This window comes from Sunxiuqinia sp. sy24 (genome assembly GCF_052677165.1).
On sequence record NZ_JBQYLH010000008.1, the window covers coordinates 159519 to 174853 of the forward strand.

The 15335-nt window shown below is 46.2% G+C and carries 12 protein-coding genes; all 12 read left to right on the forward strand.

Translation table 11 applies throughout. The features are described 5' to 3' along the window. The first annotated feature begins 21 nt into the window (after positions 1-21). The 12 genes from ACUNWA_RS09160 to ACUNWA_RS09215 all read left to right on the forward strand — a co-directional run bounded on the left by ACUNWA_RS09160 (position 22) and on the right by ACUNWA_RS09215 (position 15321). A complete protein-coding gene (locus tag ACUNWA_RS09160; RefSeq protein ID WP_445591597.1) occupies positions 22-1263 on the forward strand; it encodes an outer membrane protein assembly factor BamB family protein in 1242 nt (413 codons plus the stop codon). 1 nt (position 1264) lies between these two features. After that, positions 1265-2686, forward strand: a complete 1422-nt coding sequence (locus tag ACUNWA_RS09165) for an outer membrane protein assembly factor BamB family protein (RefSeq protein ID WP_445591598.1) — start codon at positions 1265-1267, stop codon at positions 2684-2686. 42 nt (positions 2687-2728) lie between these two features. Continuing rightward, positions 2729-3700: a hypothetical protein gene (locus tag ACUNWA_RS09170; protein WP_445591599.1), complete on the forward strand. Its 972-nt coding sequence runs from the start codon at positions 2729-2731 to the stop codon at positions 3698-3700. Beyond that, entirely contained in the window at positions 3697-3891 is a 195-nt protein-coding gene (locus tag ACUNWA_RS09175; RefSeq protein ID WP_445591600.1) for a hypothetical protein, read from the forward strand. The genes ACUNWA_RS09170 and ACUNWA_RS09175 overlap by 4 nt, the downstream gene beginning before the upstream one ends. Beyond that, entirely contained in the window at positions 3881-4477 is a 597-nt protein-coding gene (locus ACUNWA_RS09180) for a hypothetical protein (RefSeq protein ID WP_445591601.1), read from the forward strand. Before ACUNWA_RS09175 ends, ACUNWA_RS09180 begins: the two co-directional genes overlap by 11 nt. A gap of 13 nt (positions 4478-4490) precedes the next feature. Next, a complete protein-coding gene (locus ACUNWA_RS09185; protein ID WP_445591602.1) occupies positions 4491-5744 on the forward strand; it encodes a 4Fe-4S binding protein in 1254 nt (417 codons plus the stop codon). A 10-nt stretch (positions 5745-5754) separates the two neighbouring features. Further along, complete coding sequence (locus tag ACUNWA_RS09190; RefSeq protein ID WP_445591603.1) at positions 5755-7629, forward strand: outer membrane protein assembly factor BamB family protein; 1875 nt, start codon at positions 5755-5757, stop codon at positions 7627-7629. 6 nt (positions 7630-7635) lie between these two features. Continuing rightward, positions 7636-9990, forward strand: a complete 2355-nt coding sequence (locus tag ACUNWA_RS09195; RefSeq protein ID WP_445591604.1) for an NAD(P)H-dependent oxidoreductase subunit E — start codon at positions 7636-7638, stop codon at positions 9988-9990. Positions 9991-10017: 27 nt separating this feature from the next. Then, the gene (locus tag ACUNWA_RS09200) at positions 10018-11100 is read left to right on the forward strand and encodes an SGNH/GDSL hydrolase family protein (protein ID WP_445591605.1); all 1083 of its coding nucleotides are present in this window, start codon (positions 10018-10020) and stop codon (positions 11098-11100) included. Positions 11101-11135: 35 nt separating this feature from the next. After that, positions 11136-12704, forward strand: a complete 1569-nt coding sequence (locus ACUNWA_RS09205) for an FAD-dependent oxidoreductase (RefSeq protein WP_445591606.1) — start codon at positions 11136-11138, stop codon at positions 12702-12704. A gap of 99 nt (positions 12705-12803) precedes the next feature. Beyond that, positions 12804-13907 (forward strand): outer membrane protein assembly factor BamB family protein, encoded by a 1104-nt coding sequence (locus tag ACUNWA_RS09210; protein ID WP_445591607.1) that lies wholly within the window; start codon positions 12804-12806, stop codon positions 13905-13907. A 109-nt stretch (positions 13908-14016) separates the two neighbouring features. After that, complete coding sequence (locus tag ACUNWA_RS09215; RefSeq protein WP_445591608.1) at positions 14017-15321, forward strand: glycosyltransferase family 4 protein; 1305 nt, start codon at positions 14017-14019, stop codon at positions 15319-15321. Positions 15322-15335: the final 14 nt, after the last annotated feature.

The window sequence follows — 15335 nt, forward strand, 5'->3', positions numbered from 1 at the left end:
AAATAAAATTTAAAAACCAACATGAAAAAAATACTGATCCTCCAACTGGTGCTGTGCTTAAGTGTGTTTGTCAATGCACAAGTTTATCAGTTTCGTGGCCCCAATCGCGATGGTAAATTTTCCGAAACCGGTTTATTAAAACAGTGGCCAGAAGCCGGACCTGAGCTTTTGTTGGAAATCGAAGGCATTGGTAAAGGCTATTCTTCGGTTATTACAAATGGAGAATACATCTATGCGTCCGGCATGATTGACACGCTGGACTACTTGAGCTGCTTCGACTATGAAGGTAATCAGAAATGGCAGGTCGCTTATGGTGAATCCTGGAAGAAGTCGTTTCCGGACACCCGAAGCACACCAACCATTGAAGACGACCGGATTTATATCATCAGCGGAATTGGCGAATTGGTTTGTCTAAATGCAGAAACCGGAGCCATTAACTGGAAAGTGAATGTGGATCGCGACTATAAGGCGGAATGGCACATCTGGGGCGTTTCCGAATCACCCTTGATAGTAGATAATAAAGTGATTTGCACACCTGGTGGACAGGAAACTTCAGTCGTTGCTTTTGACAAGCTAACTGGCGAAGAAATTTGGAAAACAAAAAGTGTTGGCGGACAGCGGGCTTATGCTTCGGCTACAACTTGCAACTACAACGGGCAGCAATATGTATTGGCAGTTACGGCTACACACCTCATTGCGCTAAACCCGGCAAATGGCGAGGTGAAAATGACCTATCAATATTATGAACATGACAAGTGGTCGGATCAACCCGGACTGATCTGGACAAATGTGCCGCTGTGCAAAGACGATGAAATATTCCTGTCGATGGGGTATGATTATCCTGCCAAAATGCTGAAAGTAAATGGCGATGCTACGGCCTTTGAAGAGGTGTATACCGATACGGTTTTTGATAATCATCACCACGGAATGATTGAGCTGGACGGTTACATTTACGGATCGAACTGGGAAAATAACCGCAAGGGAAACTGGCTCTGTAAAAATTGGGAAACGGGTGAAATTGTTTACGATGAGACATGGAATACCAAAGGAGCACTGATTTACGCTGACGGTCTGTTCTATATCTACGAAGAGCAGCGAGGAAACGTAGCTTTGGTGAAACCCGATCCTGCTGGCTTCGAGGTTATCAGTTCATTCAAAATTGAAAAGGGGGCAGGTCCGCACTGGGCGCACCCATACATTTCTGATGGCAAACTTTTCCTGAGGCATGGCGATGTGTTGATGGTGTATAATATAAAGGCTTAGTGTGAAGAGAATTCTTATAAATTCAGTAGTTGGCTTAGTGGTGCTTATTGGGCTTTTGGCTTTTGGCTTTTGGCTATCGAAAGACCCAACGGATGATTTTCAGGCGAGTTTGCCGGGTGCCGACAATAGGCAAGAAGGAAACTTGGTGCAGGAAATCATTCGAATTGGTGAAAACTTTAATTTGTTTGACCATGAGGCTCCGGAAATGGAGGGGACCTGGCCTCGCTTCCGGGGTAACAATTTTGATAATATTGTTTCAGAAAAACAAAATCTGAAAGATAGCTGGGCTGCAGATGAACCTGAAGTTCTGTGGTCGGTAGAACTGGGCGAAGGGCACGCCGGGCCTGCGATATACAAAGGTGAGGTGTATTTGCTCGATTACGATGAAGAAACACGCGAAGATGCTTTGCGCTGCTTTTTGCTGGTCGATGGGCAGGAAGTCTGGCGTCGGTCGTATGGTGTGCATGTCAAGCGAAATCATGGTATGTCGCGTACGGTTCCAACAGTTACCGAAGATTATGTGGTCTCAATTGGTCCGCGTTGCCATGTGATGTGTGTGGAACGCGAATCAGGCGACTTGGTATGGGGACTGGATATAGTAAAAAACTATGGAACTGAAATTCCGCAGTGGTACACCGCACAGTGCCCGTTGGTGGATGGCGACAAGGTAATTTTAGCACCGGGTGGAAGCACGATCATGATGGCGGTCGATATTCATTCGGGCGAGATTTTGTGGGAACGTCCCAACACCATGCAATGGAAAATGTCACACTCGTCTATTCTTCCAATGAATTTCAACGGACGCAAAATGTATGTGTATAGTGCCGATGGTGGCGTTTGTGGTATTGCTGCGGATGGGGAAAACGAGGGCGAAGTGCTGTGGCAATCCAATGCCTGGAACCATTCAGTGGTGGCCCCTTCGCCGGTTATCTTCGACGATGGACGTGTTTTTCTAACGGCGGGTTACGGGGCCGGTAGCATGATGATTCAACTGGTGCCGGAAGGAGAAGGATTTGCTGTTGAAGTGCTGACAGAGTATAAACCAAAAGAAGGATTGGCTTGCGAACAACAAACACCCATTTTCTGGAAGGGGCTCCTGTTTGGCATTTTGCCTAAGGATGGTGGTGCTAACCGGAACCAGTTGGTTTGCGTACATCCGGATGATGTGCAGACGATGGTTTGGACGTCCGGAAAGGAGGCCCGTTTTGGTTTGGGCCCCTATATCATTGCAGATGATAAAATGTACATTTTGGATGATGATGGCACCTTAACAATGATCAAACCGGATACGAACAGATACATCCAATTGGCACAAAAAAAGATACTGGATGGGCACGATGCCTGGGGGCCATTGGCTATTGCCGACGGGCGCCTATTGATGCGTGATTCAAAAACGATGGTTTGCCTGGATATCAGCAAATAATGGAAAGTTGGAGAATTTGGTAATTGAAACAACGAAGGACACATGAAATACAAAAAGCTGGTTAATTTGATTTTAGTGTTGATGGCAGTAGCCATTGCGGTTATCATTGCCCGCGATTTTGTGGTGAACCGCAGTGGCAAGCACATTGAGAATCCCTATGCCTTTGATGTCAGTGAATACACTGTTGTTGATTCTTCTGAAATTATTTACAAGGAACAAAAAGTATTGCAGCTTAAGGTTAATGAGCCCAAAGGAATTGACCATAAAAATGGTGTTATTTATGTGGTAGCAGACAGCAGCCTAATCCTTCTGAATGAGCAGGGACAACTACTACGCGAAGTACAGTTGGATGCTGTGCCAACAGCCATCGCGGTGGAAGACCAGGTTTGGCTGGCCTTGAAAAATCAGGTCATTTGCCTGGATATGGACGGTCAGGAAATTCAGCGATGGCCGGCTTACGGCGCTCGATCTGTGATTACCTCGCTGGCAGTTTCACCCCAATATGTGTATGTGGCTGACGCCGGAAACCGACTTGTTTACCAATGTTCACCAACAGGTGAACTGATTCAGGAAGTTGGGGCTAAAAATGAGCAAAAAGCAGTACCCGGATTCATCATTCCAAGCCCGTATTTCGATATCGACCTGAATGAAGAAGGCTACCTGTGGGCGGTTGATCCGGGACGGCATAGTCTGGAGAACTTCAATGCTGATGGCTCCATGCGGAGCTCGTGGACCTCTTCATCGGTTCAAACCGAAGGTTTTAGCGGGTGTTGCAATCCGGCACATATGGCCATGATGACTGAAGACCGGTTTGTTACCAGCGAAAAAGGAATCGTACGGGTAAAAGTTTACGATCAGCATGGCGAATATGTAGGTGTGGTGGCTGCTCCCAATCAGTTTGACGAAAATTCACCAGCCCCGGATGTTTGTGTCGATGATTGGGGGCGCGTGATCTTATTGGATTTCAGCCGCAAACAAGTGCGTTTCTTTCAACCTAAAGAAAACAAGGAATGAATCGAAAAGAGTTTATAAATAAGAGTTTACGCCTGGGTGTCTTAACTGGTATTGTTGGCGGATCGCTGTTTTTGGTTAAGCGAAACAAAGTGGACTTTACCTGTTCTGCCGACGGCGTGTGCAAATCTTGCTCTTTATACCGTGGATGTGATTTTGATAAAGCGAAACAAAGCAGAAACGATGAGCGATAGGAAACAAGATAAAAAACCGAATCGGCGCGAGTTCATCCAGAAAGGGATGCGACTGACTTTGGGCGCATCGCTGGCAGGTGTGGCCGGATTTGCTGCCCTTAAAGTTAGCGCCGATGACTACGTTTGGCAGCTCGACCCGTTTAAGTGTGTGTACTGTGGGCGTTGTGCCGACTATTGTGTGGTAACACCCTCGGCAGTGAAATGTGTGCATGCTTACGAGCTGTGTGGTTATTGCGATTTGTGTGGTGGCTACCTCAAGCCTGATGCGAATGCTCGGTCAACTGCGGCAGAGAACCAACTGTGTCCTACGGCGGCCATCAAGCGAAAGTTTGTCGAAGATCCCTATTTTGAATATGAAATTGACGAGGATTTGTGCATTGGGTGTGCCAAGTGTGTGGAAGGTTGTACCTCTTTTGGTAACGGATCGCTGCACTTGCAGGTTCGCCATGATTTGTGTGTAAATTGCAACGAATGCTCCATTGCACGCGTTTGTCCCGCTGATGCCTTTGAGCGCGTGCCGGCAAGTAGTCCCTATAAAATAAAGGGCGATTTCTCGCAAGAAACAGAATCGTCCAACCCTGCCTAAAACATAAAAACCAATGAACCGAATCTCTAAAATACTTTTTACCCTCTCTGCTTTTCTGGTCAGCTTGCCCGTATGGGCGCAACAGCGATTTCCAAAGCCCGAATTTGAAACCGGCTACGTGCAACCGTTTACCTCGCAGGCTGCTCCACGTGCCTTGTTTTTGGAATACCTGGACATTTTTGTTTTAATCTCAACCTTGGTGGTTGTCACCTGGTTTGTGGTGAAAAAGCGTTCGCGGCAAGGGGTGATGTGGACTTCCGTATTTGCCTTGCTTTATTTTGGTTTTTTTCGCGAGGGCTGTATTTGTGCTATCGGAGCTATTCAGAATATTACTTTAGCGCTGTTCGATCCCACCTATGTTTTGCCATTTTCAGCGCTGGCTTTTTTCGTTATTCCGCTGGTGGTAACTCTTTTCTACGGAAGGACTTTTTGCGCCGGAGTTTGTCCCTTGGGTGCTATTCAGGATTTGGTGGCGTTTCGTCCCATTGAAATACCCAAATGGCTGCAAAAAATATTGGGAATGATTCCTTACCTATACCTGGCTTTAGCCGTTTTATATGCGGCTACCAAATCTGAATTTCTGATTTGTCGTTATGATCCGTTTGTAGGCTTGTTCCGCTTCGATGCTGAATTCCAGATGCTCTTGTTGGGCGGTTTGTTTCTACTGGTCGGCATTTTTGTTGCACGACCGTATTGCCGCTTCTTTTGCCCCTACGGTGTGTTGTTGGGCTGGATGTCTGCCTTCTCAACCAAACACATGAAAATTACGCCAAGCAATTGCATTCAATGTAAGCTGTGTGCCAACTCGTGTCCGTTTGGGGCTATTGATGAGCCGGTAGAAGAGCAGGGGAGTCGGCGCTCGAATGTACAACGCTTGATGACTTACTTGTTTTTCATTCCGCTGTGGATTGGTATTGGCGGATTGGCTGGCTCCATGTTGCATGTACCGTTGGGCAAATTCAACAAAACTGTATACTTGTCCGAGCAATTGGTTGCGAACCCTGAACTGAAGCAAGATACAGAACACATTGATGCTCGTGCATTTATGCAATCCGGAAAATCAATGGATCAGTTAGTGATTGAAGCCAAAGAAATTCGGAGTCAGTTTTATTGGGGAGGCTGGATGCTGGGAGGCTTCATGGGACTGGTGGTGGGCCTTACCTTGCTGAAGCTGGCATCGCACAGAACCCGAAACGATTATGAGCCAGATAAAACGAATTGTTTAAGCTGCGGACGATGTATGGATTATTGTCCGGTGAAGAAATAAAATGAAAAAGATGAACCTGACCCTAAAAGATAAAACGAGCCTGGCTACAGGCATTGCCTGGTTTGCCGCCCTGCTTAGTTTGATTGTTAGCGTGATGCTGATTGTAAATTATTTGCAACTTAAATCGGTTAATCCGCTGGAAAGCCCGGCTTTACAATCATTGGTTGAGCGGCTACACGACAATCCGAATGATGAGCTGCTGAAAGAAAACATCCGCTCCCTCGATTTGATGATTCGGAAGGCCTATTTCACCAGCCAGTGGCAAATCCGAACCGGAGCATATTTGTTGATTTTTGGCGTATTGATTTTTGTGCTGGCTATTCGCTACCTGAAATCGCTTCGCCCAGGCTTAGAAGAAATGGAAAGCATTGAAAAGGATGCTTTTCTGGATAAACAACTGGCCCGAAAATGGCTCGTTTATTCCGGAATGACTCTGTTTGTAGTGGCTTTAGGGGCCGGCTTTTTGTCGAATAATGTTTTGGATAGCTATGAGCCGGCTATAGTTGCAGAAAACCAATCAGCATCCGATGTTGAAGTGATTGAAGTGCTGCCTGTTGCTGAAACGACTTTAGAAGTGGCGGTTGACAATACAAGTCAGGAAAAAGTTGAAACCCAAGAGCAGCAAGCTGCCGAGGTGATCAAGGAGTCGGCACCAGTGACTGAGAAAGTAGAAGAACCAAAAGCAGAGCTGGTTAAGGCTCCGGTCAAAGTCAATGCCGCTATTCCGAGTAAGGAGCAATGGCGGGAGAATTATCCGTTTTTTAGAGGACCGCAAGGCGATGGCATCGCCTTCAAAACAAGCACGCCTGAAAAGTTTGATGTTGCTTCGGGAGAAAATGTACTTTGGAAAGTGAAAATCCCTAAGCACGGTTACAATTCGCCGATTGTGTGGAATGATAAACTATTTGTTTCAGGGGCAGACAATAATTCGCGGGAAGTGTATTGCTACCAGGCATCAACAGGTGAGCTTTTGTGGCAAGCCAAAGCTGATCAGATTCCCGGCTCACCAGCCAAAATGCCCAAAGTGACAGAAGACACTGGATTGGCAGCTCCAACCATGGCAACCAATGGGGCGGCGGTTTTTGCCCTTTTTGGTACGGGTGATATACTGGCACTCGATTTCTCCGGAAAGCGTTTGTGGGCCTCAAACCTGGGGGTACCCGATAACCATTACGGACATTCGTCCTCGCTTATTATTTCTAAAGACAAACTAATCATACAATACGATACGAACCGCGGCGCCAGAGTGATGGCTTTAGCGACAGCTGATGGAAGCACCCAATGGGAAACGGAGCGTGATGTGCGCATTTCCTGGGCATCGCCGGTGCTGGCTGATGTGAATGGCAAAGAGCAGGTGATTCTGACAGGCGAACCTTTGGTTGCCGGCTATGATCCGGAAACGGGCAAGGAGCTTTGGAAAATGGATGTTATGATGGGCGAAGTTGGTCCATCGGTCGGCTATGCCAATGGCGTGGTTTATGCTGCGAACGAGTATGCTACACTGGCAGCCATCAAACTGGGGGAAACAGCTGAAGTGCTTTGGGAAGACAGCGAATATTTGCCGGAAGTAGCAAGCCCATTGGCCGTCGATGGCTTTTTGATCATCGCTACCAGTTATGGTGTGGTGGCATGCTACGATGCCAAAGACGGTACTAAATATTGGGAGCAGGAATATGGCGATGGCGTTTATGCGTCGCCGGTTTATGCCGACGGAAAGGTGTATGTGTTGGACATGGGAGGTAACTTACATGTGATTAAACTGGGTAAGGAGTTCCAGTTGGTGGCCCAATCGTCGCTGGGAGAAAAATCGGTTTGTTCACCGGTATTTGCGAATGGTAAAATGTACTTGCGTGGTTTCGACCAGCTGTATTGTATTGGAAAATAGATTGAAATGACAGAAGAAACTCAACATATTAGTCATCAGGTTGACGAAATAGTGCAGCAAAAAGGGAACACGAAAAGAGCGTTGATCCCGATTTTACAGGCCATTCAGGATGAATTTAACTACCTGCCGGAAGAAGCTTTGAAATATGTTTGCGAAACGACACAGATCACCCCAGAAAATATTACGGGTGTGGCCAGCTTTTATTCGCAGTTTCGAATGCAGCCTGCTGGTCAGCATATGATTAAAGTATGTGTCGGAACAGCTTGCCACGTGAAAGGAGCGATGCAAGTGTACGATGCCTTTAGGCGTCATTTCAAACTGAGTGGCAAGGAAGAGACAGATGCCGAAGGAAAATACACTTTGGAAAAAGTATCATGTCTAGGCTGTTGTACCTTGGCTCCGGTCGTTCAGGTGGACGATGTGACTTACGGGCATGTTACGACCGATAAAGTCGCCTCGGTTGTTCATGATTTTGAGAGCCAGGTTGGTAAAGTGGGCAATAAAAGCAAGTTTCGGCATGCCGATGGGCGCGAGTTTCAGGGAGAGATTCGAATTGGACTAGGCTCTTGTTGCGTGGCCAGTGGTAGCGAAGATGTTAAAAAAGAAATTGAGCGGACGATTGAGGGCACTGGCATCAACCTGCAACTGAAAAATGTGGGGTGCGTGGGTATGTGTCACCAGGTTCCGTTGGTTGAAGTGATTGACGAGAACAAGCAAAGTAAGCTCTATGCCAAAGTTAAACCCAATGAAATAGCCGATATTGTCAATACCCATTTTAAATCGAAAAGTATTATTGGGCGAGTTCGAAATAAAGCTTATAACCTAATGGAGAGAATACAAACGGATGAAGTCTGGGGAGGCGTGGATCGTTATGCTATCGATGTGCGTGATGAGATGGTGTCCAGCTTTTTGGATCGCCAGTTGCCGATTGCCACGGAACATCGCGGGGTAATCAATCCGCTGGATATGGATGAATATCATAGTCATGGCGGGTTTGAGGCTCTGAAGAAGGTGCTTCAAATGAACCGGCAGGAGATCATCCAAACAGTAAAAGACAGCGGCTTGCGCGGACGCGGTGGAGCTGGTTTTCTAACCGGTCTGAAATGGGAGTTAGTAGCCAAAGAGCAAGGTGAAAAGAAATACTTGATTTGCAATGGCGATGAAGGAGACCCCGGAGCTTTTATGGATCGTATGTTGCTGGAATCGTACCCTTATCGAGTGATTGAGGGAATGCTGATTGCAGCGTACGCTGTGCAGGCAACGGATGGTTATTTTTATATTCGGGCGGAATACCCGCTGGCGGTAACCCGGATTCGGCAAGCACTGATTAACTGCCGGGAGCGAAATCTGGTGGGAGAAAATATCCTCGGTTCCGGATTTAGTTTTGATATTCAGATTTATGAAGGAGCCGGCGCATTTGTCTGTGGCGAAGAAACCGCATTGATGGCTTCTATCGAAGGAAATCGTGGCTTCCCAACCATTCGTCCGCCGTTTCCCGCACAAAAAGGCTTGTGGGGGCAGCCTACGCTGATCAACAATACGGAAACTTTTGCACAGGTGTCTTACATCATCCGAAAGGGTAAGGATCATTTTAATGAAATTGGAACGGAGAATTCTAAAGGGACGAAAGTATTCTCGCTGACTGGGAAGGTGAATCGTGGCGGATTGATTGAGGTGCCCATGGGGATCACGATCCGACAGATTGTGGAAGAAATTGGCGGAGGTGTGCAAAATGGGAAGAAATTCAAAGCCGTACAGGTAGGAGGTCCTTCGGGTGGTTGTATTCCAGCTTCGCTTTACGATACGCCGATTGACTACCAATCGCTGATTGAAGTGGGAGCCATGATGGGATCGGGTGGACTGGTGGTGCTGGACGAAGACGATTGTATGGTCGATATTGCCTGTTATTTTCTGTCGTTTACTCAGGAAGAATCGTGCGGTAAATGTACCTTTTGTCGTGTGGGAACCAAGCGTATGCTGGATATTTTAAATAGAATCACTTCAGGAAAAGGGAACAACAAAGATTTGGAAGAGCTGAAATATCTGGCTGATTGGACCAAGAAAGGTAGCTTGTGCAACCTTGGAAAATCGGCTCCCAACCCGATTATTACCACCTTGCAGTATTTTCACGAAGAATATGAAGCGCACATCAACGGTCGTTGTCCGGCAGGAAAATGTACGGAAATGATCAGCTATTCGATCAACGATGAATGTATTGGTTGTACCAAGTGTGCGCAAAAATGTCCGGTGGAAGCAATTAAGTTTGAGCCCCACAAAAAGCATTCGGTAAACATGGATCTTTGCATCAAATGCGATGCTTGTCGTCAGGTTTGCCCGGTTGATGCGGTTGATGTGAAATAAATTAACTTCAGTAATAGAAAATATAGAATGAAAAAATTGATGGTATTTGTGATGTTGATTATGTCGGTGACATCTTTTGGAACAACAACAAGCCTGGATAGCTTGAGTTTTTTAGACGCGGATGCGTTTCAATTAATAGGAAAAGGTTTTGAAGATACGCCAAGTCGTTATTCGCGGCTACCTGTAAGCCTGGAAGGAGAAACCCGCCCGCCAGTATGGTCACTGTCACAAAACTGCAGTGGACTGGCTATCCGCTTCCGAACTAATTCATCAGCAATAGCTGCTCGTTGGGAGGTTACTGGTGACGTGTTTATGAACCACTTTACCATGACCGGCATCAAAGGCCTGGATTTGTATTGTTTGAAAGATGGGCACTGGCAGTTTGTTAACTCTGCGCGTCCAACCGGCAAGAAAACAACTGCAATGATCATTCAGAATATGGCTGGAGAGATGAATGAATACATGCTTTACCTGCCACTCTACGATGGATTGAAAAAGCTTGAGATTGGCGTTGAGACAATGGCGGCTATTGAGCAGGCACAGGTAGATTCACCTAAAAAAGGGAAATCGGTTGTTTTTTATGGAACCAGCATTACTCAAGGTGGATGTGCCTCGCGTGCGGGCATGGCGTACCCTAACATCTTGTCGCGCATGATGAATACGGAAATTATTAATTTGGGGTTCAGCGGAAATGGTCAGCTTGATCTGGAAGTGGCTGAAGCGATGGCTACAATCGATGCTTCATGCTTTGTGATTGATTGTTTGCCCAATGTATCGGTAGCGCAGATGAAGGAGAAATATGCCCGGTTCATTGAAATTGTACGGGAGAAAAATCCGGAAACGCCGATCTTGCTTGTCGAAACAATTCTTTTTCCACACAGGTATTTCGACCAGTTGGTATATTCCCTGCTTCAGGATAAAAATGAAACTTTAACCCGAATTTATAAGGAGCAAAAAGCTAAAGGCGATCGGAATATTTATTATCAAAAAGCGGATGATTTGATTGGTGATGATCAGGAAGCCACTGTTGATGGCGTGCACTTGACTGATCTCGGATTTAAGCGCATGGCTGAAAATCTTTATCCGGTAATTCGAAAATTGATCAAGTAGCTCTTTGCTTATTGACTGAATTCAATACAAACCGTATGGTTAAACTAAAAATAAATAATCACCCCCTGGAAGTTCCGGAAGGCACCACGCTTTTGGAAGCGGCTCGTTTGTTGCATATCGATATTCCAACGATGTGCCATCTGGAAGGAACAGGACACTTTACATCCTGCATGGTTTGTCTGGTAAAGGATGTACGCAATGGTCGGTTAATGGCTTCGTGCTCCATGCCAGCCATGGAGGGAATGGAAATTATTACAGACGATGCCGAGTGCCGCGAATCGCGCAAAGCGTCGCTGGAACTGTTGCTGAGTGAGCACGTGGGTGACTGCGAAGCGCCTTGCCAACTGATTTGTCCAGCACATATGAATATTCCGCTGATGAATCGGTTGATTGCAGCAGGCAGCCATGCGAAAGCCATTGAAGTGGTGAAACGCGACATTGCCTTGCCCTCCATTCTCGGGCGAATCTGTCCAGCACCGTGCGAGGCGGGTTGCCGCCGCAAGCAGTTGGATGAGCCGGTTTCCATTTGTCTGCTGAAAGGCTTTGCTGCCGATCAGGAATTGGACAAAGAAGTTGTTCCGATTCAGCAGGAGCCAAAAACGGGCAGGAAAGTAGCGATTATTGGTGCCGGGCCTGCTGGACTGGCTGCTGCTTTATATCTGAATAAAGCAGGGCATCAGGTTGTAATTTCTGAAAAGAAAGAAAAAGCTGGTGGCGATTTGCTTCAAATTGAAGAGGAAATTCTGCCTGCCAAAGTAATGGAGGCTGAATTGACCGCCATTCTGAATTCAGATATTCAAATAAACTACAATTCTGAAGTTGGAAAGCCTGAACTTGAAAAGCTTCAGCAAGCTTATGATGCGGTGGTTTTGGCGGTTGGTGCAAACCCGGAGATGCTTCAGCAATTGGAATTGGAGCAATCCAAAACTGGGATCCAGGTTGATAAAACGACTTACCAAACATCCATGAAAAAGGTATTTGCCATTGGCAATACTTTGCGCCCCTCCAAGCTGGCCGTTCGTTCGGTTGGGCAGGGCAAGGAGCTGGCCTGGGTGCTGAACGAATGGTTTGAAACCAAAGAGCTAAAAGGCTACCCCAGCCGGTTTAATTCTAAATTTGGGAAGCTGAGCAAACCGGAATTTGATGAATACCTGAAAGAATCGGTAGATGAAAAACGCTGGCAAGCCAACAGAGGAAAAGCGATAGGTTTCACGAAGGAAGAAGCAGTTGCTGAAGCCAAACGCTGCCTGCACTGCGACTGCCGAAATCCGGAAAGCTGCAAGCTGCGCGAACTTTCAGATCGTTATGGTGCCGAACAAAAACGTTTTCAATACGATGAACGTTTTGTTGTTCAAAAGGAATTTGCTCCGCAAAATATAGTTTACGAATCCGCTAAGTGTATCAAGTGTGGTATCTGTGTACGTATTACACAGCAATATCAGGAAACCTTTGGCTTTTCATTTATTGGCCGTGGTTTCGATGTCAAAGTAGGTGTGCCATTTTCAGAATCGGTAGAGAAGGCCTTAGAAAAAACGGCTGCCTTGGTAGCCGAAAAATGCCCTACCGGCGCACTGGCAAAAACGAATACTGAAGAACAAATATAAGAAGCCTAACATCCCGAAAAGGTTTTGGGATTTGTATGAAAGGCCGGAAAACTCGAAAAATGAACCACAGCGAATGCAGCGGTTGAAAGATAAAAAACTATGAAGTATAGACTATTTGTTGCCCTATTAATTCTAACGGAGAGTCTGCTTGCACAAAGCGAATGGCCTATATTTAGAGGGAGTCAGCAGTTGACGGCTTCTGTTTCGGCTGACTTGCCGAGCCAACTTCAACTGCTGGCTTCATTTCAAACGGAAGATGATATTAAAGCTTCGCCGGTTGTAAAAGACGGCGTGGCGTATTGCGGATCAACAGATGGATATTTTTATGCCTTCAACCTGAGAGGGGAACTGAAATGGAAGTTTCAAGCCGAGAATGCCATTGAGGCCCCAGCCATTTTACTGGACGGGAAAGTCATTTTTGGCTCGCTTGATGGTTGGCTTTTTTGTTTGAATCAAGCTGACGGCGAGCTGGTGTGGAAATACAAAACCGACAACCAAATCATCGGTTCGGCCAACTGGCACCAAGGAGCGGAACAAACGGTGGTGGCTGTTGGAAGCTACGATTACTTCCTGCATGGAGTTGATTTGAGAGATGGTCGAAACCTTTGGAAATATGAGTCAGACAATTTCATCAACGGGGCACCGGCCTTGTATGGAAACAAGGTTGTATTTGGTGGTTGCGATGGCTTTTTACATTTGGTCAACCTTGAAACAGGGCAAGTCGCAAAAAAGATTGAGTTGTCGACGTATGTTGCTTCATCGCCAGCCATTGTGGGGCATGAAGCCTATGTTGGCGATTATGAAGGACGCTTTTTTGCCATTGATTTAGACAAAGGAAACGTTAGCTGGACTTACGATGATCCGGAAAAGAATTTGCCGTTTATTGCCTCTCCGGCGGTTTCGGGCAACTACATTGTTTTAGGAAATGAAGACCGTCAGTTGTATTGTTTTCAACGAAAAGATGGTAAATTAGTCTGGACAAAGCGTTTATCCAACCGGATCAACTCGTCGTCGGTAATCGTCGGTAGCAAGGTTGTTACTGCCACGATGGACGGCATGCTATTCATGCATGCCTTGAAAACCGGAGAAGAGCTTTGGAGTTACGAAATAGGAAGTCAGATGGTGAGTTCGCCGGCGTTTTATCAAGGAAAAATCATCATCGGTGCCAATGACGGAAGGATTTATATTTTGGGCGAAAAATGATAATCCGCCGATAAAATGAGTGTTACTCTGAATTAGATCCACGACTAATGCCAGAAAAAACAGAATCTGGAACGTGTTTGAAATGACTTCAAAATAAAAGCTATAAATCATGAAAATCGCACATATCATTCCAGGATCAGGGGGCAGTTTTTACTGCGGAAATTGTCTTCGCGACAGCAAATACATGAAAGCCTTGCAGGATTTAGGTCAGGAAGTGGTAAAGGTGCCGCTCTATCTGCCTTTATTTGAAGATGCGCATGATTTAAATGAAGTGCCTGTTTTTTATGGGGCGGTAGACATTTACCTGAAACAGCGCTTTCCGCTTTTCCGGCACCTCCCCACTTTTGTAGATAAAATGCTGAACTCAAAATCCATCTTGCATTTGGCGGCTCAAAATGCCGGATCGACCCGTGCCAAGGGGCTGGAAGAGATGACCGTTTCGATGTTGCTGGGCGAGGACGGTTTGCAGAAAGGGGAGCTGGAGCGCTTGGTGGAATGGTTGCGCGATGAGGCAAAGCCGGACGTGGTTCACTTGTCGAATGCACTGCTGCTGGGATTGGCGCGCCGCATTAAGCAGGAAATGAATATTCCGGTGGTGTGCTCGCTACAAGACGAAGATGTATGGGTAGATGTGATGAGCGATCAGCATCGTGAAGAGGTTTGGCAATTGATGGAAGAACGTGGACGTGAGGTCGATGCTTTTGTGTCTGTCAGCGACTTTTACGCTAAGGAAATGAAAAAACGAATGCACATTCGTCCGGATCAGTTGTTTATCAATCATATTGGGGTGGATTCGGTCGATTATCCCATCAAATCTGTTGAAAACAAGGAGCCGGTAATTGGTTTTATCTCGCGCATGTGCGAAGAAAATGGCTTGGGTATTTTGGTCGATGCCTTTATTCATTTAAAAGAAGATGAAACTTACCACGCAGTGAAACTGAAGATTACCGGTGGGAAAACTAATGACGATGTGAGCTATATCAAACAACAAAAGAAAAAAATAGCAGAAGCTAAACTTGAAAATGAAGTCTTGTGGGTTGAAGAGTTTGAAAATCCTTCGCGACAGAATTTCTTCGACACCGTGGCTTTATTAACTGTTCCGGTATTGAATGGCGAAGCATTTGGTTTATACCAGCTGGAAGCGCTGGCTTCCGGAATCCCGCTTGTTCAGCCCGAACTAGGGGCTTTCCCCGAAGTGGTTGGCTTGTCGGAAGGTGGCTTGATTTATCATCCCAACAGTGCAAAGAAACTCGCCAAGGCTTGGAAAAGCATTATTCTGGATAAAGAGAGATTAACAGCGTTAAGCACCAAAGGCCTGGAAGGTGTCAAGGCCCATTTCGACATCCACAAACAAGCGGAAAAGTTGGTCGAAATTTATCGGAACGTCGCAGCAAAAAAGGAATATCTCGATTGAGTTGTTTTTCTAAT

Excerpts from the sequence above, each read along its gene's own strand:
- ACUNWA_RS09160 (WP_445591597.1), top strand. The coding sequence starts at position 22 with ATGAAAAAAATACTGATCCTCCAACTGGTGCTGTGCTTAAGTGTGTTT.
- ACUNWA_RS09170 (WP_445591599.1), top strand. The coding sequence starts at position 2,729 with ATGAAATACAAAAAGCTGGTTAATTTGATTTTAGTGTTGATGGCAGTA.
- ACUNWA_RS09175 (WP_445591600.1), top strand. The coding sequence starts at position 3,697 with ATGAATCGAAAAGAGTTTATAAATAAGAGTTTACGCCTGGGTGTCTTA.
- ACUNWA_RS09180 (WP_445591601.1), top strand. The coding sequence starts at position 3,881 with ATGAGCGATAGGAAACAAGATAAAAAACCGAATCGGCGCGAGTTCATC.
- ACUNWA_RS09185 (WP_445591602.1), top strand. The coding sequence starts at position 4,491 with ATGAACCGAATCTCTAAAATACTTTTTACCCTCTCTGCTTTTCTGGTC.
- ACUNWA_RS09190 (WP_445591603.1), top strand. The coding sequence starts at position 5,755 with ATGAACCTGACCCTAAAAGATAAAACGAGCCTGGCTACAGGCATTGCC.
- ACUNWA_RS09195 (WP_445591604.1), top strand. The coding sequence starts at position 7,636 with ATGACAGAAGAAACTCAACATATTAGTCATCAGGTTGACGAAATAGTG.
- ACUNWA_RS09200 (WP_445591605.1), top strand. The coding sequence starts at position 10,018 with ATGAAAAAATTGATGGTATTTGTGATGTTGATTATGTCGGTGACATCT.
- ACUNWA_RS09205 (WP_445591606.1), top strand. The coding sequence starts at position 11,136 with ATGGTTAAACTAAAAATAAATAATCACCCCCTGGAAGTTCCGGAAGGC.
- ACUNWA_RS09210 (WP_445591607.1), top strand. The coding sequence starts at position 12,804 with ATGAAGTATAGACTATTTGTTGCCCTATTAATTCTAACGGAGAGTCTG.
- ACUNWA_RS09215 (WP_445591608.1), top strand. The coding sequence starts at position 14,017 with ATGAAAATCGCACATATCATTCCAGGATCAGGGGGCAGTTTTTACTGC.